This is a genomic window from uncultured Bacteroides sp., from assembly GCF_910578895.1.
GTDB lineage: Bacteria > Bacteroidota > Bacteroidia > Bacteroidales > Bacteroidaceae > Bacteroides.
Genome location: NZ_CAJTSC010000023.1, coordinates 31,863 through 54,036 on the forward strand (window position 1 = coordinate 31,863; position 22,174 = coordinate 54,036).

Here is a 22,174-nt window from a genome sequence, read left to right on the forward strand (position 1 = left end):
TTCCGCATTTACACAATGTGAATTGAATTTTATATCTTTGCAAACTCTAAAAAAATAATGTTTATGAAACAATTGAAATTCTTAATGGTTGCCTTTACCCTCTTGATGGGTGTTTCTCTGACTTCGTGCCTCAACAGTGATCCGGGCGAAAACGCGTATGACGGATTCGGTTATGTACGCGTTAAAATGGGCATGTTTTTTGAAGATACAAATGGGAATACATACTATCCGACATCGTCTTCTGTAGACGAAATGGAAAAAAATCAGGGCTTTAAGATGTCGGGAACGGACTTGGCATATATCGTTTTCAAAAATGTGGAGGAGACTCCTGCAACGAAAGCTACTGGCAAGCCTCAATCATTTCGTATAAAGTTGGTGAGTGCGACTGCTGTAGATTCTTATGAAGCGGAAAGAGCTTCTTCTGTAGAGGATATGGAGTCAATGGTGACGGAAAATGCTCCTATTGTCACTTTGGAGCCGATGGCTAACAATGGACAAGTTTATAAGCCGTGGATGTATGGTACGCAAATGTTGGTTCTGCCTATATCCTGGAAAATGGAAAACAAACAGGAAACGTTGGCGCAACATCGGTTTAGTCTGGTATATGTGGAAAATGATGAAGCACAGAGTGATACGGAACTGGTTTTCTATTTGAGACACGATAAGGGTACCGATACGAAAACAGAGGTTTTTGCTGTAAGAGAGAAAGCTTTTGATGTAACATATATCATGGAAGAGTTTAAACTCAAAAACGGCAGTTATCCTGAGAAAATTACTATCAAGGCAAAAACGGATGAAGAAGGTAAGGAGTTGCCGGAAAAATATACGGATTATTCCATTACTCCGAAATGGGATAATGAATCAAAATAATAACTAATTGAACTACAAAGAACTATTTCATATAGCAATGCAACTGATTTCCTCTCCGGCGCGTGCCTGGGAGGAAATCGGTTTAGAGGATAGACGGAAAGTGTTTACGGCTTTTGTCTATCCTATGATTGGTTTATGCGGGTTGTCCGTCTTTATCGGCTCTTTGGTGGCAAACGGGTGGAGCGGTCCGCAAAGTTTTCAATATGCCATGACGCAATGTTGCGCGGTGGCGGTTTCCTTGTTTGGAGGATATTTCCTGGCGGCCTATCTCATCAACGGATTGCGTGTCCGTATGTTTGCTATGGATAATGATATTTTCCTGGTCCAACAATTTGCCGGCTATGCGCTGGTAGTTCCTTTCCTGCTGAAAATCATTATTGGCATGCTGCCCGATTTCGGTATCATCGCCTTGTTGCTTCAATTTTATATTGTATATGTAGTGTGGGAGGGAAGTGCCGTTTTGATGAAAATTGCGGAAAAAGACCGGCTGCGGTTCACCATCCTTTCCTCCATTTTGTTAATAGCTTGTCCGGCAGTGATAGAATTTATTTTCAATAAACTGACGGTAGTGCTGAACTGATTGATTTTATGAAACAAGCTCCTGTAAATATTAAGAATAAACGTGCTACGTTCGATTACGAACTGGTAGATACCTACACTGCAGGTATTGTGCTCACCGGTACGGAAATCAAGTCTATCCGTTTGGGAAAAGCAAGTCTGGTAGACACGTTCTGTTATTTTGCCAATGGTGAATTGTGGGTGAAGAATATGCATATTGCGGAATATTTTTACGGTTCGTACAATAATCATAATGCACGGAGGGAGCGCAAACTGTTGTTGACAAAGAAAGAACTGGATAAGTTGCAACGCGGTTCGAAAGATCCCGGTTTTACCATGATACCCGTCCGCTTGTTCATCAATGAAAAAGGATTGGCTAAAGTTGTTGTCGCACTTGCAAAGGGTAAGAAACAATACGACAAACGCGAGGCTCTGAAGGAAAAAGATGATAAACGCGATATGGCGCGTATGTTCAAACGATAATTATGGCTTCTATCGAAACGCTGGTGCGTGAGCGCATCCTTGTGTTGGATGGTGCTATGGGCACCATGATACAACAATATAATTTAACGGAAGAGGATTTCCGGGGAGAACGTTTTACGCAAATACCCGGGCAGTTGAAAGGTAATAATGACTTGCTTTGTCTGACGCGCCCGGGCGTGATACGGGATATCCATCGTAAATACCTTGCGGCGGGTGCCGACATAATAGAGACCAATACATTTAATTCTACAAGTATCAGTATGGCGGATTATCACATGCAGGAATATGTGCGTGAGATAAATCTTGCCGCAGTGAGACTGGCGCGTGAAGTTGCCGATGAATTTAATGCCCTCACTCCCGACAAGCCGCGGTTCGTGGCGGGTTCCGTCGGTCCTACCAACAAGACTTGTTCCATGAGTCCGGATGTCAACAATCCGGCTTTCCGTGCGTTGGCTTACGATGAACTCTCCGCTGCCTATTACGAACAGATGGAAGCGATGCTTGAAGCCGGTGTGGATGCGTTGTTGATTGAAACCATATTCGATACATTGAATGCGAAAGCGGCGATATATGCGGCAGAGCGGGCGATGAATGCTGTCGGTGTCCGGGTGCCGCTGATGCTGTCCGTAACCGTTTCCGATATAGGCGGACGTACTTTGTCCGGACAGACGTTGGAAGCGTTCCTGGCTTCTGTGCAGCATGCGTGTATTTTTTCCGTAGGGCTTAACTGTTCTTTCGGTGCCCGCCAATTGAAACCCTTTCTTGAGCAACTGGCTGCTCGTGCTCCTTATTACATCAGTGTCTATCCCAATGCAGGCTTGCCTAACAGTCTTGGTATGTACGACCAGACTCCGGAGGAAATGGTGGGTGAGGTAAAAGAATATATCCGCGAGGGGTTGGTAAATATCATAGGCGGTTGCTGCGGTACGACGGATGAATATATTGCCGCGTACTTGCCGTTGATTGCGGGTGTTGCGCCACGTATACCGGTGCCGGCGGCGGATCATCTTTGGCTTTCCGGTCTGGAACTGCTGGAAGTGAGACCGGAAAACAACTTTGTCAATGTAGGCGAACGTTGCAATGTTGCCGGTTCACGTAAGTTTTTGCGCTTGATCAATGAGAAGAAATATGATGAAGCTCTGAGCATTGCCCGCCGGCAAGTGGAAGACGGTGCGCAGATTATCGACATAAATATGGACGACGGATTGCTGGATGCGAAAGAGGAAATGATTGTTTTTCTCAATCTGATAGCTTCCGAACCGGAGATTGCCCGCGTTCCGGTGATGATAGATTCTTCTAAATGGGATGTGATTGTTGCGGGGTTGAAGTGTGTGCAAGGCAAATCTGTTGTCAATTCCATCTCTTTGAAAGAGGGGGAAGAGCAATTCCTCGAACGTGCCCGTACCATAAAAAGATATGGTGCTGCTACGGTGGTGATGGCTTTTGATGAGCAAGGGCAGGCAGATACATACGAACGCAGAATTGAAGTTTGTGAGCGTGCCTACCGCCTGCTGGTAGATAAAGCCGGCTTTAATCCTCACGATATAATTTTCGATCCGAATGTGCTTGCTGTGGCTACGGGCATGGATGAGCATAATAACTATGCGGTCGACTTTATCCGTGCTGCCGGCTGGATACGGAGAAACTTGCCAGGCGCTCATGTCAGCGGTGGAGTCAGCAATCTTTCATTTTCGTTTCGCGGTAATAATTATATCCGTGAAGCGATGCATGCGGTGTTTCTTTACCACGCCATTCGCGAAGGGATGGACATGGGCATCGTCAACCCTGCCGCTTCCGTGCTCTACACCGATATACCTGCCGATGTATTGGAGCGCATAGAAGATGTTGTCCTTAACCGCCGCGCGGATGCTGCCGAGCGGTTGATTGAGATTGCCGAACGTCTGAAAGCGGAAATGGAAACCGCCAAAGCTTCCTCTTCGGGAGGTGACTCTTCGCTTTCTGCTATGAACTCTCCGCTTCAATGGCGGGAAGATACGGTAGACGGGCGTTTGAAGTATGCTTTGACGAAAGGTATCGGAGATTACCTCGAAGAAGACCTTGCCGAAGCCCTGAAAAACTATCCTAAGGCTGTGGATATCATTGAGGGGCCGTTAATGGCAGGAATGAATCATGTCGGCGATTTGTTTGGTGCAGGCAAGATGTTTCTTCCGCAAGTGGTCAAGACGGCACGTACCATGAAGAAAGCGGTAGCCATTCTTCAGCCAGTTATTGAGTCGGAAAAGCAGGAGGGCACTGCCTCTGCCGGTAAGGTATTGCTTGCTACGGTGAAAGGTGATGTGCACGATATTGGAAAGAATATCGTTTCGGTAGTAATGGCTTGCAACGGATACGAGATAATCGACCTGGGAGTAATGGTTCCTGCCGAAGTAATTGTACGGCGCGCCATAGAGGAAAAGGTAGATATGATTGGGTTGAGCGGTCTTATCACTCCTTCGCTGGATGAAATGGTGCACGTTGCCGTTGAACTGGAGAGAGCGGGACTTGACATACCATTGCTGGTAGGTGGCGCCACTACCTCTCCTTTGCATACGGCATTAAAGATTGCTCCGGTTTATCATGCTCCGGTTATTCATCTGAAAGATGCTTCGCAAAATGCGGTGGTGGCAGCTCGTTTGATGAATCCCGGGCAAAAGGAAGAACTTGTGAGGACGCTTGCTGCCGAGTATCAGTTGCTGCGCGAGAAGAATCGGGAGAAGCAGGTGAAAACCGTATCTCTTGAAGAGGCAAAGGCCAATCGGTTGAAGCTGTTTTAAGAGCCTGTTTAAATTTTGTTCAGCATTATTTTGATAGTTCTTTTCGAGGATGTTTTTCAATTTTTATGAGGAGCATAGCGGGCTATGTGACGAATAAAAAGAGGTAAACAGACCGGAAAGAGTCTCAAAAGAAGCTGAGAAAAACTTTTTGAAGAAGATTTAAACAGGCTCTTATAGTCACAGGAATATCCTTCCGGCTCCCGATAACCCGATAACTTCTGAAGAGGGTATGAACGAGAATGTATTAAACAAGTTGAAGATATTGGCGGAATCGGCAAAGTACGATGTATCTTGCTCTTCCAGCGGCACCGTGCGTTCCAACAAGGCAGGCATGGTGGGCAACACTGTGGGCGGATGGGGCATCTGCCATAGCTTTGCGGAAGACGGACGCTGCATTTCGTTGCTGAAAGTGATGTTGACAAACTACTGCATATACGATTGTGCCTATTGCATCAACCGCCGCAGCAACGACTTGCCCCGTGCCACCCTTTCCGTGAGCGAGCTTGTGGACTTGACCATGGAGTTCTACCGCCGCAATTATATCGAAGGGCTTTTCCTGAGCAGTGGGGTGGTGCGCAACCCCGATTACACGATGGAGCGGTTGGTGCGTGTCGCCAAAGACCTTCGCACCATTCATCGTTTCAACGGCTATATCCATTTGAAGAGTATCCCCGGAGCCAGCCGCGAGTTGGTGAATGAAGCCGGATTGTATGCCGACCGCCTCAGTGTCAATGTGGAGATTCCCAAAGAGGAAAACCTCAAGTTGCTTGCTCCGGAGAAAGACCATAAAAGCGTGTTTGCGCCGATGCGCTATATACAGCAAGGTGTTTTGGAGAGCGCCGAAGAGCGTAAGAAGTATCGCTACGCACCTCGTTTTGCTCCGGCAGGACAGAGCACGCAAATGATTGTGGGGGCTACCGCCGAAACGGACAAGGATATCCTTTATCTCTCATCGGCTCTCTACCGGCGTCCTACGATGCGGCGCGTTTATTATTCCGGATATATCTCGGTGAATACCTACGACAAACGCCTGCCCGCCTTGAAGCAACCGCCTTTGGTGCGCGAGAACAGGCTCTATCAGGCGGACTGGCTGCTGCGTTTCTACCAGTTCAAGGTAGATGAGATTGTCGATGACGCCTATCCGGATTTGGACTTGGAGATAGACCCGAAACTGTCGTGGGCGCTGCGCCATCCCGAGCAGTTTCCTGTCGATGTCAATAAGGCGGATTATGAAATGCTGCTCCGCGTGCCGGGCATCGGGGTGAAATCGGTGCGGCTGATAGTCGCTTCCCGCCGCTTCTCTAAATTGGGATTTTACCAACTGAAGAAGATGGGCGTGGTGATGAAGAAGGCGCAATATTTCATTACGTGCAGCGAGCTGCCTATGCGTACGGTCAATGAAATGACCCCGCAGGGAGTGCGCAACCTGCTGGTGCCGAAGCCCAAAAAGAGATATGACGACCGGCAACTGACACTTGACTTTGGAGAGGAATGAGTATGGAAGTGTTTATATTCGATAATACTTTTGAAGGATTGCTGACCGCTGTCTTTGAGGCATATTCCCGCCGCGTTTTTCCGGATGCTTTGCTGGCGGAAGGAGAACCGCTCCCTTTGTTCCATGACGGGGTCTTTACGGTAATTTCGGACAAGGAGAAATCGGGCAGGGTTTGGCGTGGCTTGCAGAAAAAGCTTTCTTCGTCCGCTCTGTCCTGCCTTGCACAATGCTGGCTGGCGGAAGAACCGGAAACGGCATCGCTTCTGTTCCGCTATATCCGTAAGGCGATAGATGCTCCCCGGTCCATAGAGACCAATTTTGCCGACCCGGATGTGTTGGAGTTTTCGCGTATGTGGAAGCGGGTAGACTGGGAACGTATACGGATGTTGCAGTTCGTCCGTTTCCAAAAAGCTGCGGACGGCACTTATTTTGCCGCCGTAGAGCCGGAGAAAAATGCGCTTCCCTTGGTAACCGGGCATTTTAAGGACCGCTTTGCCGACCAGCGCTGGCTGATATACGACATCAGGCGGGCATACGGCTATTACTACGATTTGAAAGAGGTGCGCGAAGTCACCTTTGGTGAGGAGAGCCGCGAAGGACACCTTGTGACCGGCATGCTGGACGAAAGCCTGGTAGACAAAGACGAGAAACTCTTCCGGCAACTCTGGAAAACCTATTTCAAGGCAATCTGCATCAAAGAAAGGCTCAATCCGCGCAAGCACAGGCAGGACATGCCCGTGCGCTACTGGAAGTATCTGACGGAGAAGCAGCAATGACCTCTTCGGATGCTTTTCTCCGTCATTCCCTCCTTTTTTCAGACTCTTAGTTTATCACCCAATTCTTGTTATGCGGCACAGTCTTGTGCGGGTCATAGTACATGCCCGCCCGTGTCGATATCTTCAGTATATAGGTCCGTCCGCTTTTGTTCATTAGCGAAGTGTCGCGCAGCCAGGGGTTGGCATCTTTCAGTTGGGCATAGGTGATGCCTTGGCTTTTGGCGAATTGTGCCAGATCGGCTATCGCCGTGGTTACTGTCGTCTCGGTGTACGGGATGGCAGGATAGAGGTGTTCGCGTTTCAGCAGGAAGCCGTATTGCTGCGGATTGCTGATAACGGTCTTTGCTGCCAACAGGCGGAACATATAACGTGAGGTTTCCTCTACCAGCCAAAGGTCTGTGGCTTGACTTACCATTTGTTTTTGCAACTGTGTGGAGATGCGTCCCTGCCCCGCATTGTAGGCGGCGGCAACGCAGAGCCAATTGCCGTATTTGGCGTATGCTTCTTTCAGATATTTGCAGGCTGCTTTTGTCTCTTTCTCCACATGATAGCGTTCGTCGATATTGTTGTTCACTTCCAGCCCGAAATCGCGTCCGGTGCCGGGCATGAATTGCCACATGCCGGCAGCGCCTGCGGGCGACTTGGCAAGCGGGTTGAGGGTGCTTTCTATCACGGCAAGATATTTGAAGTCGTCCGGTATGCCGTTTGCCTTTAATATAGGTTCTATGACGGGAAAGTAGCGGTTGGCACGCTTTATGGTGAGCATGGTGGTGGCGTGCATATAGGTGAACGACATCAGTTCGCGGTCCATGCGTTCGCGGTGGTCGTAGCGTAGCAAGTCCACTTCCTGCCCCGCGAAAACGGTTTTGGCGGGTACGGTAAGAGAGGTGACGCAGTAGGGTACTTCCGACTTGACCGACTGCTTTTCGGGGTTCAACGAACTGTTTCCGAAGAGGAAAGGCAACGAAGCGCCTGCGCACAAGGCTGCGGCGACTGTAAACATCATATATCCGATTTTTCTTTTCATTTTGTTTGTTTTTTAGTTATTAATGTGAAGGCAAGAAGCCGAATAAATATTTCTTGAAGAAATTTTAAACAGGCTCTTGATGCTTGCAAAATCAGTTTTTTATAGGCAGCCGTTCCCACAGCCAACGTGGAATCATCCGCCAGAAGAATACCAGTAGGCGGTAGCGTCTGTCAATCACCGCCACCCGTTTCTTCCGCTCCAATGCCCGGACTATTTGCTGCGCCACTTTGTCGGCACGCATCAGCATCGGGTATTTGCCGTTTCGCAGCAGGTCCGTTGCCACGAAACCCGGACGGATATCGGTGAAACGGATGTTGAGGTGTTGCATCCGCGATAGTTGCGCCAAAGCGTCTATGTACGTATTCTGAAACCGTTTGGTGGCAGAGTAGGCGGGGGCGACGCCAAGCCCCTTGGTGCCCGCTATGGAACTGATTACGGCGATGTGTCCGCTGTCCTTCTCCTTGAAACCGTTTCTCTCCTTGAAATAATTGAAAGCGGCGGTCACCATTCGCGTAAACCCCTCTACGTTGGTGCGTGCGGTATCCAGTTCTGTCTCCGGTTCCAGCTGTCGGTTCTGATAGCCCACGCCGGAACTCAGCAAAAACAGATCCATACCGCCCAAACGTCCTATCAACTCATTGAGGTGGGCGACGGCATTCTCCCGCGTCACGTCAAGGCATTGCGTCTCTATCTGTCCGGGACTGGTTTGCCGCATGTTTTGCAGGGCTTCTTCGCGTCTGCGGCAATGCCTACGCGCCAGCCTTGCCGCACAAGCAGGCGGGCGATTTCCCGTCCGATGCCCGAGGTGGCTCCTATGATAATGGCTCTTTTCATGGGAGGGATTATCCGATGACGGTTGCTACTATTTTTCTTCCGCCGCCACGATTGCGGAACTCACAAAGATAGATGCCTTGCCAGATGCCCATGTTCATCCGTCCGTTGGTGATGGGGATGGTGAGACCGGCTCCGACAATGGCGGACTTGGCATGTGCGGGCATATCGTCGTCGCCCTCGCAGGTATGTGTGTAGTAGGGCTCGCGTTCTTTGACAAGGCGGTTGAAGATGGCTTCCATATCCGTCTGCACATCCGGGTCGGCATTCTCGTTGATGGTGAGTGCGGCACTGGTGTGTTTGATGAACAAGTGCAGTAGCCCGGTTGGCGGCAGTGCCGGCAGGTTGCGTGATATTTCTTCCGTAACCAGGTGGAAACCGCGCCGATGAGGGGTAAGGGTAAACTCTTTCTGTATAATCATATTTCTGTTCTTTTCTTTTTTGCACGCGAAAATAGGGATAATTCGCATAAATGAAAAAAATAGGTTGGAGATATAACATAGATAAACGCAATTACAGCTATCTTTGTTACCGCTTACAACGCTATTCATCTAATAAAACAAAGAATATATGGAAAAAGTTATTATCAATTCGTATGAGGATTTTGAAAAGCTGACAGGCAAGCAAATCGGTGTTTCGGAGTATGTGGAACTTACGCAGGAGCGTATCAATCTCTTTGCCGATGCAACGCTGGACCACCAGTGGATTCACGTTGATGCCGAGCGCGCCAAGATTGAAAGTCCTTTCAAGACGACTATCGCACATGGCTATCTCACTCTTTCGATGCTGCCTCATCTGTGGAATCAGATTATTGAGGTGAACAACCTGAAGATGATGATTAACTATGGCATGGACAAGATGAAGTTCGGTCAGGCTGTGCTGTCCGGACAGCGGATTCGCCTGGTGGCTTCCTTGCACTCGCTGGCAAACTTACGCGGTGTGGCAAAGGCGGAAATCAAGTTCGCCATCGAAATAGAGGGTGAGAAGAAGAAAGCCCTCGAAGGCATTGCCGTTTTCTTGTACTATTTCAACTGACGATTTGTAAAGCATAGGGAGACGGTTCGAAGCCGGTCGGTCATGGGATGCCATGACCGACCGGCTTTTTTTATGTTGCAGGAATGTTTGTTTCACCACCCTATTGACAAGGTCTTACCTATTAACTGGCAGCATTCCATTGCCGAGCTCCCGATAAGAGAGCATACAAACATTGTTACGTTCCGTAATAAACATCAAAAAATATAATTTTAACATCAATGTGGTTATCTAAACAATCTTTAGAATACTTGATATTTGCAAACGAAATCCGTGTCTGATTGCAGTGGGCCGGTTTTGTTAATCTTGTGTTCATTTTATGATATTATTTATAGAGTTACTAATAATTATTAATTAAAATTCGTGTTGTTAAACTATGAGAATTCTACACAAAAAACTTTGTCTGTTGATATTTTTGTTAACAGGTTGTTCTCTCGGTATTCTTGCTCAGAACAGAACGATTACCGGTACGGTCCGGGATGCTGTCGATGTAGTGATTGGTGCTTCTGTTACGGTGAAAGGCAATAATTCCATCGGTACAATCACTGATATGGACGGTAAGTTCAGGCTTTCGGTTCCGTCTTCTTCCAAGGATTTGGTTATCAGGTTTGTCGGGTATGACGATGCCATCCTAAGGTTGGATGCGCAAACCGATTATAAAGTGACTTTGAAGGAGTCTTCTGTCATGTTGGAAGAAGTGGTAGCCATCGGTTATGCAAAAGTCAAGCGTAAAGATTTGACGGGAGCCATTTCATCAGTAGGGGGCCAGGAACTTGCCAATGTGCCGGTGACTACTGCTATGCAGGCACTGCAAGGAAAAGCTGCCGGTGTAAACATCGTGACGGAAAGCGGTGCTCCCGGCGCCGGTGCCAACATTACCATTCGTGGCGGCATGTCGTTGACTCAAAGTACGGAACCGCTCTATATTGTAGACGGTTTTGAAATGGGGAGCGCACTCGAGAATATCGATATTAACGATATTGAGAGCATTGATGTGCTGAAGGATGCTTCTTCTACCGCCATTTATGGTGCCCGTGGTTCTAACGGTATCATTTTGATTACTACCAAATCCGGCAAGAAGGGTAAGACACAGGTTTCTTATAATACCTATTTCTCTTTCGATAAGTTGGCTAAGAAGTTGGATTTGATGTCTGATGTGGAAGATTTTGTGAAATACCAGTATGAGTTTGCCGAACTGACCGGTATCGCTTCCACATGGAGCGCCTTCTATGACGACGGTATGGCAATAGATGCCGACGGTTTTTATACCGGTGCATACGGCCGTATGCATGAGCGCTATGCCGGTGCGTCTTCTATCGACTGGCAAGATGAGGTGTTCGGCGGATATGCCATGACACAGAGCCATAACGTCAATATTTCTACCGGAACCGAGAAGACCCAGGTAATGTTGAGCTATAATTACAATGGACAGGACGGTTTGCTCGCCAACCATTCGGCAAATAAAAGTGCTTTCCGTGCAAAAATCAATTCGGAACTTTATAAAGGGGTTCGCTTGGATGTGAATGCCATGTTCAACAACAAGAGCGTAGACGGCGGCGGAAGCTATTCGGGCATGAAGTACGTATTGCGCCAGCCTATCAGCGGGGGTACTTATTTCACTCGCGACCAGATGTTGACGGAACAGACCTATGTGGATTTCCGTGGTGCCGAGAGTTCATATACGGCATCCAATCCGTTGATACAGAATGAGGCCTCCACCTCTAATAAACGTTCACGCTTGTTTTCGGTGAATGCGGGTCTGGAATTTGATTTTCTGAAACATTTCACTTACCGCGTTGCCGGAAGCTATAGATGGAACAGCAGCAAGTCTACTTCCTTTTCCGACGAACGTTCTACCGGATATTTGATGGACCCTTTCAATACAGGTATGACCGGAAGTATAGGCAACAGCGAGTCTTATTCTTACCAGATAACGAATACGTTGAACTATAATCAGACGTTTGCCAAGAAGCATAAAGTGAATTTCTTGCTTGGTCATGAAGTGAGTTACAGTGAGGATGAAAGCAACTCCATCAGTGTGAAACAGATACCTTATCCCAATCATGGCATCGATGATATATCGTTAGGAAACGTGAACGAGAAGAAATCCGGCCATGGACATAGCGGGATCGTTTCCGCCTTCTTCCGTGCCAACTATACGTTTGACGAACGTTATTTGCTGACAGCCACTCTTCGTGCCGACGGTTCTTCCAAATTTGCCAAAGGCCATCAATGGGGACTCTTTCCTTCGGCATCGGTTGCATGGAGAGTTTCCGAGGAGAAGTTCTGGAAAGAGAACCGCATCAACGATGTTGTCAATAGCATGAAACTGCGCGTGGGTTACGGTACTACGGGTAACAATGGCGTGGGAAGCTTTTCATACCGCACCAATGTTTCATTGACCTCTTATCCGATGAATAATGTCACAACCAATCCCGCCTATATATTGGGCACACAACTGGGCAATCCTGAGTTGAAGTGGGAGACACAGGTGGCTGCCAATGTCGGTCTTGATGTTTCCTTGTTCAACAACCGTGTCAACCTGACGGCCGAATGGTACAACAATCAGGCAAATGATTTATTGCTGAATTGTGTTGTTCCGTCCTCTACCGGCTATTCTACACAATACCAGAATGTAGGTAAGATGCGCAACAGGGGTTGGGAAATCACCTTGAATACGGTGAATGTCCGTACCAAGAATTTCAGTTGGACAAGCGACCTGAATTTGTCTTTCAACAAATCGAAAGTTGTGGCGTTGGAAGAAGGACAGACGGAAAAAACGTTCAACGCGGGCGACTCCCGTTCGGGCATGGTTACCTACTATGCAACGGTAGGAAAGGCTTTGGGCGAAATGTACGGCTATAAATATGAAGGGGTATATACTGCGGAGGATTTCATTGAAGGAGCGGGTGGAAAACTGACTTTGCGTGAAGGAGTCGTAAAGCCCAAGTCGGGAACTCCCCAACCTGGCGATATCAAATACGCGGCCGATGACGTGGATGACAACGGCAATCCTATATTTACCAAGAAAAATGTGAAAATCGGTAACGGAACTCCTGATTGCATCGGAGGTTTTAACAACACTTTCACCTATAAAGGGTTTGATTTGAGTGTTTTCATGAAGTTTGCTATCGGTCAGGATATCTATAACGCCAACAAGCAAAGCCTGACTACGTATTCCATATTCGAGAACATTCCGCAGGAATTTGGCAACTACTATCGTGTGATAGACCCTTCTACCGGAAAACAGGCTACGCTGGCGCGTATGCAGGAGATGAATCCCGATGGCTCCGCACGCATTTGGGGATTGACCAAGAACAATAAGGAATGGGGCTTTTATCCTTCCTCTTACTTCGTAGAAGACGGTTCTTACTTGCGGTTGGCACAGATTACGTTGGGCTATACTTTGCCTAAGACATGGTTGAAGAAAGCGATGATTGCCAATGCACGTATTTACTTTACGGCCAACAATGTAGCCACTCTCACCGGATATTCGGGTTATGACCCTGAGGTGAGAGCAGCCAAGGACAACGTGGTTACCACTCCGGGATACGACAGTTCGGCTTATCCCCGTTCAAGAAGTTATGTTGTCGGTCTTAATTTAACATTTTAATTAGAAAAGAACTTATGAATAATAGAATATTTGATTGGACCGGTTTGAAGAAGAAACTGGTTACGGTAACAATACTCGGCTTTTCGTTGGGAATGAGTATGACATCCTGCTCCGATTGGCTGAACATGGAGTCTTATACCTCTGATGACGTTGATTTTATATTTGAGAATGAGACAAAAGCCGATTTGTTTGTGCAAGGATGCTATAGGGGGCTTATACATAAGGAGATGTTTTATAACCTCGGCATGGGCGAAACGGTAGTGCATACGGCAGAAGATGGTTTCAGCAGTAAGTACAAGGCATGCAATTACGATTTCGACCCGTTGGTACCTACCACTGTCACCACTATCTTTAAAGAAGGATACCGTATTATCGAATCGACGAACGTCGCTATCAGCCGTTTGGAGAAGATGCCCGAAACGGTGAAGCGAAATCAATTGTTGGGTGAGGCGCTCGCCATCCGTGCATTTTGCTACCACAACTTGATACGCATTTATGGCGATGTGCCCGCAATGTATATTCCTTTGGAGGAAATGGATACGAATGACGAAAACCGTTTTTATCCGAAACGTTCGCCTCGTGACGGAATATATGACCGCATCGTTTCCGATTTGCAACAGGCAACGGAATGGTTGCCTTGGTATGAAGAGAGCGGCTATGTTTCGACAGAACGTCTTACAAAACAAGGGGCGTATGCCTTGTTGGCGCGTATCTCGCTCTATGCAGGCGGCTATTCATTGCGTTGGGATTTGGAGACAAACGATCCGGCAACGTTGAAAATGGCACGCAGGGATGATGCGGCACGTGTCAAGGAATTATACGAGATTGCGAATGATGCGTGTTTACGGATTAAAGAACATGGAAAGAATTCATTGGTGCAAGGAAAGGACGGAATGAGCGGTTTCCAATATCTTTGGTATAATCATTGCCAGCGCAAGCTGGCTGAGACCGAGTCCGAAATGATTTGGCAGTTGGCGGAATACGGTGACAAGACCAATTCGGAATTCGGGCTTTATCTGCAACCCGGTTCTTATAACGGAATTTACGGTTCGCGTAAAACATTGCAGTTTGTCCTGCCCACTTATTATCTTTCGTTTGATGCAAATGACACCCGTCGCGATGTGACATGTACGTCATACAGCATCTATCCGAAAGATGGGGGAAAGAAAGGACCTTGGGTCGATGCCGGTACTACTTACTCTTCCATATTGTTGGGCAAGTGCCGCATTCAATGGTGTGTGGAACCGCAAGCTGCGGCTCAGAGAAATATCAATATCCCGCTTGTGCGTTATTCGGATGTGCTGTTGATGTATGCGGAAACGGAAAATTACCTGAACAACGGTCCGACTCCTGAGGCAAAGGCTGCTTTGAAAGAGGTGCGTATGCGTGCCGGAGTGGGCGAACTGCCTGTTCCTGCCGACCAACAAGGGTTTGAGGATGCGCTTGTACAGGAACGTAAATGGGAGTTTGCCGGAGAATTTACGCTTCGTAGCGACCTGACTCGTATGGGACGTTTGGCAAAAGAACTGGCTCAAGCCAGACAGGACATGAAAGACCTTTCCGACCGTAAAGGCGTGTATACCGGTGTGCCCAAATACAGGCTGTATAAATATCAGGAAGACGGACAGAAGTACGGTGACAAGTTCCTTGCCATAGATTATATTGAACTGACGGATCCGGCGGAAATAGCCGTGGTAAAGGATATTCCGGAAGACGAACAGCAATACAATGATTATGAGGCGGAACTGATTGATATTGTAAAGGCTCACGGCATCGGTGTAAGTGCGCAGGATAAGTGGTATCCCAGAGCTATGTTCGAGGCTTTCAGCAGCGATTTCAATATGAAGGGACAGGCTGTTGTGGGATTTGCCAAATCTGCCAGAGGTAAGATACAGGTGGGCAAGATTATTTACCAGCAACCTACCGGTTCGGAAGAAAACGGCGGTTCCTACCCTGATTGGATTGATAAGGGGGATGGTTCCGACGGATTGTTCTATGGTTTCAAAGAGAATTTCTCTGAGTTATGCCCGTTTGCGGCGAAGTCCAGTGGACATCCTCTGATAGATAATCCCAATTTGACCCAATTGCCCGGCTATTAATAGCAAAATTCTCTATAGACTGGAGCGTGGTTTTGAAATTATGGCATTTATGCCATGATTTCGAACCACGCTTTTTTTCTTTTTCTTCTTTTACTTTCTATATGTAATTCTTATAAATGCCACTGTTATGATTTATTCATGCTACGTTTCAGGTAAATCATGTCTTTCAGTAGTTTGCCTTTTTCGTAAATGGGGTGGTCGTAGTTGTCCGTAAAGAAGTCGGGGATGCGGTGCGAATAGATGAAACCGCAACTTTCATAGAAAGGAACGGTCAGAGGACTGTCTCCCGTGCCTACAAGCATGGTCCGGCAACTGCCTGCATATTGCTTTAGAAGATACTCTATCAACATTCTGCCATATCCCTGCCGTTGGAATGGCGGGTAAGTGGCAATGTTCTTTATCTCGAACACGTCTTCCGATTCGCGGGTGACGACACAGGCGGATTTCACCTCTCCGGCATCTGCCAGGACGAACATATCGCCACGCTCCAGATAGCGGTCTATCATGGACTCCTGCTCATCGGCAAGGAGCAGAAGGTCGAGATATTGTTTCTTGTTGTGGAGAACGGGATATATACGTATCATATTATGTCCTTCCAATTATCATTATAATTTATCGTACGGTTTTTTGGAAAAAAACTGCAATTTTGTTTTAATCAGTTGATTAATAAGACGGAAAGAGCAAGAAGTCCGGAACCGGGAGCGATGCGGGTTTCTCTGCGTTGCTTCGCTTTGCTCTTGGAACAGGTACAAATGTAGAGATTTTGACGAAAAAGCGGAAATGATTTGGGGATTTCTTTCGGGGAGGACAAAGGGGGAAATTACCGGCGAAACATCCTCGCCAGGCGCTTATTATCAGTAATATACGAGTGCCAATCGTTTTCTGCATGGTGGAACTTTATTCCCAGTTAACTGGGAACACGTTCCCACCGAATTGGGAATACGTTCCCAACGTACTGGGAACACGTTTCCAATTAAGTGGGAACATCGGAGGAAAAAGAAGCTGTCGTTCACGGGGCTTTTAGTTACGGGATTTGTCGGAAGTCGGAGGAAGAAGGGCGGCAACTCATCTGGCTCCTGTAAATGAAGGAGCCGTGGATGATGCCAAACAAAAATCGCAGTGATATTGTTGAATACTCCCGGTTTGCATTATCTTTGCCGGAACAAAAGGTTTTCTAATAAAAAACAATCGGAATATGAAATTTATAGGTGCGCATGTATCTGCCGGTGGCGGCGTGGAGGCGGCTCCCGTCAATGCCAATGGGATAGGGGCGAATGCCTTTGCCTTGTTTACCAAAAATCAGCGTCAGTGGGTGGCGAAACCCTTGACGCAGGAGAGTATTTCTTTATTTAAGGAGAAATGCGGGGAATATGCCCTCGAAGCGCGTTATATCCTTCCGCACGACAGCTATCTGATTAATCTGGGACATCCGGAAGAGGAAGGGCTGGAGAAGAGCCGTGCGGCTTTTTTGGACGAAATGCAACGTTGCGAGGCATTGGGACTGGAGTTGTTGAACTTCCATCCGGGCAGCCATTTGAATAAGATTTCGGTGGAAGCTTGCCTGGACAGGGTTGCCGAATCCATTAATATCGCATTGGGCAAGACAAAAGGCGTTACGGCGGTTATTGAGAATACTGCCGGACAAGGCAGCAATGTGGGTAACGAGTTCTGGCAGTTGAAGCATATCATCGACCGGGTGGAAGACAAGTCGCGTGTGGGGGTCTGCCTGGACACTTGCCATACGTATACGGCGGGTTATGACATTGTGAATGAATACGACAAGGTTTTCGAAGAGTTTGATAAGACCGTCGGTTTCGGTTTCCTGCGTGCCATACACCTGAATGATTCGAAAAAGGCATTGGGAAGCCGCGTAGACCGTCACGACAGCATCGGAAAGGGGCTTATCGGTTTGGATTTCTTCAAACGTTTCATGAAAGACAATCGGTTTGACGATATGCCTGTCATACTCGAAACGCCGGACGAGACGCTTTGGGCGGAAGAGATTAGTATGTTGCGCAGTTTTGAGTAAGGGCGCTGCTGCTATTTTCTTGTCATAGTGGTGTGTCGAAACGATGAAAGGGGGGGCATAATTACATTTTTTAGCCGCAACTGGCACGGATACGCAGATAAATCCAGAAAAATCTGCGTATCCGTGTCGGCTGCGGCTGAAAAATACAGACCGGTGGGTTTCAACAGGGATGCAGCCGTAAGATGCGTAGGCGGTGCATCCACCGGCTTTATTGCCGGTCAACCCTCACATTCTTCCATTCGAAATTAGAGATAATCTCTTTGTCGCATCGGGCATCCTTCGCCTTGATATTCAGGTTTTCGAACGTAAAATCCTTCAATTCGTATTGGTCGGACTTGCTGACGTTGAAGAATATGTCGCAACTCAGGTTGATGTTGCGCAGCGTCACGTTGTTGGCGCGTGAGAGGGGAATATCCTTACGCCCTTTGAGGTCGAAGAACTGTGTCCACGGCTTGATGAGCAGCAGGCTCTTGGCATCGCCGGTGATGTCTTCCACCAGAATATGTTCGTAGTGCTGCGGAGTGTCGGGACGCATCTTCAGCCAAAGCAGGCGGGTGGCGTTGCTGATTTTGCAGCGGCGGAGTATGATGTTGCGGTTGTGTATCGACTCACTGCCGCATGTCAGTCCGCTGTGGCAGAATCCGTATGTGCAATCTTCAATGATGATATTGGTGTTGCTGCCGTTTTCAGGAGCCTTGTCCGCCCACGGTCCTTTGCCGCCTTTCAAGGCTACGGCATCGTCGTTGACGGACATGTAACAGTTCTTTACCAGCACATTGCTGCATACGTCGATGTCGATGGCGTCGCTGCTCGGCGCTTTCACCGGGGTGGCAGGTGCAAAGATATGGAGATTGAGCAGCTTGATGTTGTTGCAGCGGTAGATATGCGTGGTCCAGAACGGCGAGTTCATGAGGCGCACTCCCGAGATTTGCACATCGTTGCTGTTGGAGACATAGAGCAGGCGGGGGCGCAACTCGTCCATATTGGTGCACTTCGGGATGACTTTGCGGCGCAGCCAGAAGGATTTCCAGTATCTGTGTCCGTTGCCGTTGATGGTGCCTTTGCCGGATATGGTAAATCCGTTCACCTTATCGGCATTCACCAGTGCGGCGAAGTATTTCAGGCTTTGCCCTTCTATGCGGGTGTCAACGATGGCAAAGTTGCTGATGTCATCGCTTCCTTTCAGCACTGCACCTTCTTCCATGTACAGGTGTGTTTTCGGCTTGAAGAAGATGGAGCCGCTGAGAAACGTTCCGCGGGGGATGACAATGACGCCGCCGCCGTCCTTGGCAGCCCGGTCTATCACCGCCTGTATTTTTTCCGTTTGCACTGCCGTGCTGTCGTTTGCCACGCCATAATCGGTCAGGATGTATTTCTTACCCAGTGTCTCAATGTCGACGATTTCGTTTTGCCTGAACCAGTCGGGGATAAGCGTGCCGTCGGGGAATTTCTCTTGCCCGAACATTTGCAGGCTGATGAATGCCGTAAATAGGAATGTAATGATTTTCATGGTTTCCAATCTGTTTAAAATCAACTTATGAATTAGGTTGCAAACATAAGAAACTTGATGCAAAGCCGGGCGAAAGGCAATGATTTAAATTCTGTGCAAAATGACTTTTAGAGCCTGTTTGAATTTTGTTCAGTATCAACTTCGTTCAAAACATTTTTTACCTTTTTGATATAGGTATAGTCTTTTGAGAGTTCTTTGTAAGCGGTCGGTTCTTAACCTGCTATGCCGTTTTCTTCGTGCTCCCATTGCAGGTGCAATATCGGAAAAGGCTTTCCCGTAGGGTCGGTTTCGTCCCTTCCGATTACCCGGAAGCCCGTATGCAGATAGAACCGGTACGCCTGTTCGTTCTGTTCGTTGACGTCCACCTTATATATATGCTTTTCGTGGAGCGCGTATTGCACCAGCCGTTTGCCATATCCTTTTCCCTGCTCGTCGGGATGCACGAAGAGCATTTCGATAAGTTCATCGCCCAGTCCCATGAAAGCGGCGGCTTTTCCTTCCTTGTTGCGGATGATGTAGAGCGCTACGGCTTGGAAATACAGGTTTCGCACCAGGGGTTTGTAGAACTTTATGTCGGCTTCCGTCAGGAAGTGGTGGGTGCTGCGTACGGAAGCTTCCCATACGCCGATTAGTTCATCGTAATCTTGTGGGGCAGGTTGGAGGATTTGCATCGGATATGTGTAAGTTTAAGTAGCGATTGATTATAAGATATAAATGGGTTTTCAATATCTGCCTGTATGTATATTGGTATTCAAAATTTAGGCAGGCTTTAAAAGTCTGCCTTTTGTGTAATCTTTATTCGCACTCCCGTTGCCGGATGCGTAAACTCCAGCATTTCGGCATGCAGATATAGGCGGTCGGCTTTCTCACCGTAGAGCCCGTCGCCGATAATGGGGCAGTGCAATCCCTGCGGATGGGCGGCATGCACCCGTAGCTGATGTGTACGTCCGGTACGGGGATAAAAGGCGATGCGGGTATGGTGGTCCTTGCGCTCCAGTACCTCAAAGTCTGTTACGGCAGGTTTGCCGTGTTCGGCATCCACTGTTTGCCGTGGACGGTCGAGCGGGTCCGGGCATAGCGGCAGTTCGATTGTTCCTTTATCCTGAGGGATTATGCCGTTGAGCCATGCGATGTAACGTTTCCCTACGGTGCGGTTTTGGAACTGTGCTTGCAGGTGCCGGTGCGTTTGCTTGCTCTTTGCTATTATCAGCAGACCGGATGTTGCCATGTCCAGGCGGTGTACTATCAGCGGACCGTCCGCATCGGGATACCGTTCGTGCATCACGCTGTAAACGGACACCGCATCTTCCTTGCCGGGCACGGACAGCATGCCTGCCGGTTTGTTCGCCACCAACAGCCATTCGTCCTCATAGACCGTTTCCAACTCCTTGGCGTTGGCAGACAGCAATGCTTTCCGCATGGGGTCGTCATCCACTTCCAGACCTTGCAGCATGTGTTTCAGTATCGGTTCGCATTTACCTTTGCATGCCGGGTAGTAGTGCCCGTGATGCCGTATTTCCGTTTTAGGCGATTCTCCCCACCAGAACTCCGCCATTGCGACAGGCTTCCATCCATGCAGATAGGCTTGTTGCAACAGCTTGGGTGCGGCACATTCGCCGGCGCCGGCAGGCGGAGTTTTGTGTACGGTCTGCTCAAAGATGTCGCAGAGCGTCCTTGCCTCTCCCCGGCAGTTCAGCATTTTGAACTGCCCGAACAGTTTTTGCTGCAAGGCGGCGGAACGCTGTTTGCGCTCGTTTTTCAGGGTTTGTATATCGGTTTCATGCTTGGAAACGGCTTGTTGCAGCGGAGCAATCCGTTCGTTCCAGGCACGCTCCATGCGTTTGTATTCGGCTTTTTGGAATTGGCTTTCGCGTATCAGGGCGTTCTCTTCTTCGAGGGTCATCGGCAAACCGGCAGGCAACGCCGCCCGGCGTCTTCGTTCTTCCCGCTGCTCTTTGGCGGCTTTCATCTGCCGTTTGGCTTCCTCCAAAGCTGTTCGGGCGGTTTGTTGCAAGGATGCCAGCTGTTCCGCCCGCCGCTTGTATTCGGCATCTTCCTCCAGCTGTCTGATGTGCAGGTTGATTTGTGAAATCTGTTCCTCTTCTATCTTGAAGAATCCTTGCGGTTGCAACAGGTCGTACACCGGCGGCACGAAGAACGGGTGCGCGTTCTTTCCTGCCAATATGCCGGAGAATGCCGCCAAGTATCCTGTTCCGCCTTCTTGTGTCTGCACCACCAGGACGCCGAACATCTTGCCTTGCGCCAGCTCTTCTTTCCATGCTTCCTGCATGCCGAGATACTCCTGCACCTCTTTGGCGGCTGCTACGCAGAGCGGATGGGGCGTGTAGCAGAAGGGGAAGGTAAACCTTTCCGGCAACGGTATGTTGTGTATGGGAGTGTGGAAACTGTGTAGCATGTCAGAATAAAGGGCGGATGGGACATTGTGTCCATCGTCTGGTTGCGGCAGCGGGCGCGTTATTTTCTTTTTTATCTTCTTGTATTTGCGTTCGCGTTCCCAGGCGGCTTTTCGTGCCTGATACCGTTCGTATTGATTTTCCAGATAATTGTCTGCCATAAGTCTTGTTGCTAAAGCGGAAATCCGATGAAGCGCTTCTTCACATCGCGCATTTCTTTATATATAATGTGCAAAGGTATGAAAACTATCTGCTTTCTGCCATCCGCTAAATGTGATTAAACAAAATTAACGGTTTGGATATTTGTGTTTTTTTAGGAATAACTAACTTTACAACGCAAATCAGATACTAACCTGAAAGGAGATTACATTATCACGGCAATTCGATAGGGTTTATATCCTGTTGAAAGTAATGGGACGGCTCTTCTCCTTATGTTTTAAATATTCTCTGTATCCCGTCTTGCAGAATTAATGAGGGCTACCTGTGTCATTCAGGAGTAGTTCTGACTAATTCGTATATGCAAGCAAGACAAAAAATAAAGAAATCATACTCTTTTGTACATTTTCTTTTCTTTACGGAAAAGACAGTTCTGCTTATGGACAAACGTTCCATGGCACCTTCCCGCTTGTTCGACAGTACACATCAATTATTACATTATAATCA

General features: G+C 48.1%; 16 protein-coding genes and 1 pseudogene. 10 read left to right on the forward strand and 7 right to left on the reverse strand.

From position 1 onward, the window contains the following. Window positions 1-63 precede the first annotated feature (63 nt). The 6 genes from QZ327_RS07655 (at window position 64) to QZ327_RS07680 (ending at window position 6,956) form a co-directional block, all read left to right on the forward strand. Entirely contained in the window at window positions 64-870 is an 807-nt protein-coding gene (locus tag QZ327_RS07655; protein ID WP_294618494.1) for a hypothetical protein, read from the forward strand. A 7-nt stretch (window positions 871-877) separates the two neighbouring features. Next, on the forward strand, window positions 878-1,450 hold the full coding sequence (locus tag QZ327_RS07660; RefSeq protein ID WP_294618495.1) for a Yip1 family protein: 573 nt from the start codon (window positions 878-880) through the stop codon (window positions 1,448-1,450). Window positions 1,451-1,458: 8 nt separating this feature from the next. Then, the gene (gene smpB, locus QZ327_RS07665) at window positions 1,459-1,911 is read left to right on the forward strand and encodes an SsrA-binding protein (protein ID WP_004290321.1); all 453 of its coding nucleotides are present in this window, start codon (window positions 1,459-1,461) and stop codon (window positions 1,909-1,911) included. Between the two features lie 2 nt (window positions 1,912-1,913). After that, window positions 1,914-4,685 (forward strand): methionine synthase, encoded by a 2,772-nt coding sequence (gene metH / locus QZ327_RS07670; RefSeq protein ID WP_294618496.1) that lies wholly within the window; start codon window positions 1,914-1,916, stop codon window positions 4,683-4,685. A 229-nt stretch (window positions 4,686-4,914) separates the two neighbouring features. Continuing rightward, on the forward strand, window positions 4,915-6,180 hold the full coding sequence (locus QZ327_RS07675; protein WP_294618497.1) for a putative DNA modification/repair radical SAM protein: 1,266 nt from the start codon (window positions 4,915-4,917) through the stop codon (window positions 6,178-6,180). A 2-nt stretch (window positions 6,181-6,182) separates the two neighbouring features. After that, window positions 6,183-6,956, forward strand: coding sequence for a TIGR03915 family putative DNA repair protein (locus tag QZ327_RS07680; RefSeq protein WP_294618498.1), 774 nt, complete (start codon window positions 6,183-6,185; stop codon window positions 6,954-6,956). Window positions 6,957-7,002: 46 nt separating this feature from the next. On the opposite strand, the gene QZ327_RS07685 is transcribed toward QZ327_RS07680, so the two are convergent. The 3 genes and pseudogenes from QZ327_RS07685 to QZ327_RS07695 form a co-directional block, all read right to left on the reverse strand. Continuing rightward, entirely contained in the window at window positions 7,003-7,983 is a 981-nt protein-coding gene (locus tag QZ327_RS07685) for a lytic transglycosylase domain-containing protein (RefSeq protein ID WP_294618499.1), read from the reverse strand. A gap of 271 nt (window positions 7,984-8,254) precedes the next feature. Then, window positions 8,255-8,817: pseudogene (locus tag QZ327_RS07690) on the reverse strand (SDR family NAD(P)-dependent oxidoreductase); the annotation flags it as partial. An 8-nt stretch (window positions 8,818-8,825) separates the two neighbouring features. Next, window positions 8,826-9,236, reverse strand: a complete 411-nt coding sequence (locus QZ327_RS07695; protein WP_294618500.1) for a secondary thiamine-phosphate synthase enzyme YjbQ — start codon at window positions 9,234-9,236, stop codon at window positions 8,826-8,828. A 148-nt stretch (window positions 9,237-9,384) separates the two neighbouring features. On the opposite strand from QZ327_RS07695, the gene QZ327_RS07700 reads away from it, so the two are divergent. From QZ327_RS07700 to QZ327_RS07710, 3 genes are all read left to right on the forward strand, one after another. Then, the gene (locus QZ327_RS07700) at window positions 9,385-9,849 is read left to right on the forward strand and encodes a MaoC family dehydratase (protein WP_294618501.1); all 465 of its coding nucleotides are present in this window, start codon (window positions 9,385-9,387) and stop codon (window positions 9,847-9,849) included. 373 nt (window positions 9,850-10,222) lie between these two features. Then, the gene (locus QZ327_RS07705; RefSeq protein WP_294618502.1) at window positions 10,223-13,459 is read left to right on the forward strand and encodes a TonB-dependent receptor; all 3,237 of its coding nucleotides are present in this window, start codon (window positions 10,223-10,225) and stop codon (window positions 13,457-13,459) included. Between the two features lie 14 nt (window positions 13,460-13,473). After that, window positions 13,474-15,558: a RagB/SusD family nutrient uptake outer membrane protein gene (locus QZ327_RS07710; protein ID WP_294618503.1), complete on the forward strand. Its 2,085-nt coding sequence runs from the start codon at window positions 13,474-13,476 to the stop codon at window positions 15,556-15,558. A gap of 125 nt (window positions 15,559-15,683) precedes the next feature. On the opposite strand, the gene QZ327_RS07715 is transcribed toward QZ327_RS07710, so the two are convergent. Beyond that, complete coding sequence (locus QZ327_RS07715; protein ID WP_294618504.1) at window positions 15,684-16,142, reverse strand: N-acetyltransferase; 459 nt, start codon at window positions 16,140-16,142, stop codon at window positions 15,684-15,686. Between the two features lie 611 nt (window positions 16,143-16,753). Here QZ327_RS07715 and nfo point away from each other — a divergent pair. After that, on the forward strand, window positions 16,754-17,587 hold the full coding sequence (gene nfo / locus QZ327_RS07720; protein ID WP_294618505.1) for a deoxyribonuclease IV: 834 nt from the start codon (window positions 16,754-16,756) through the stop codon (window positions 17,585-17,587). Window positions 17,588-17,795: 208 nt separating this feature from the next. On the opposite strand, the gene QZ327_RS07725 is transcribed toward nfo, so the two are convergent. From QZ327_RS07725 to QZ327_RS07735, 3 genes are all read right to left on the reverse strand, one after another. Next, window positions 17,796-19,097 carry a glycosyl hydrolase family 28 protein gene (locus QZ327_RS07725; protein WP_294618506.1) on the reverse strand — a complete coding sequence of 434 codons (1,302 nt, stop codon included), beginning with the start codon at window positions 19,095-19,097 and terminating at the stop codon, window positions 17,796-17,798. A 212-nt stretch (window positions 19,098-19,309) separates the two neighbouring features. Further along, on the reverse strand, window positions 19,310-19,768 hold the full coding sequence (locus QZ327_RS07730) for a GNAT family N-acetyltransferase (protein WP_294618507.1): 459 nt from the start codon (window positions 19,766-19,768) through the stop codon (window positions 19,310-19,312). Window positions 19,769-19,866: 98 nt separating this feature from the next. Further along, window positions 19,867-21,513 carry an RluA family pseudouridine synthase gene (locus QZ327_RS07735; protein ID WP_294618509.1) on the reverse strand — a complete coding sequence of 549 codons (1,647 nt, stop codon included), beginning with the start codon at window positions 21,511-21,513 and terminating at the stop codon, window positions 19,867-19,869. Between the last annotated feature and the right edge of the window lie 661 nt (window positions 21,514-22,174).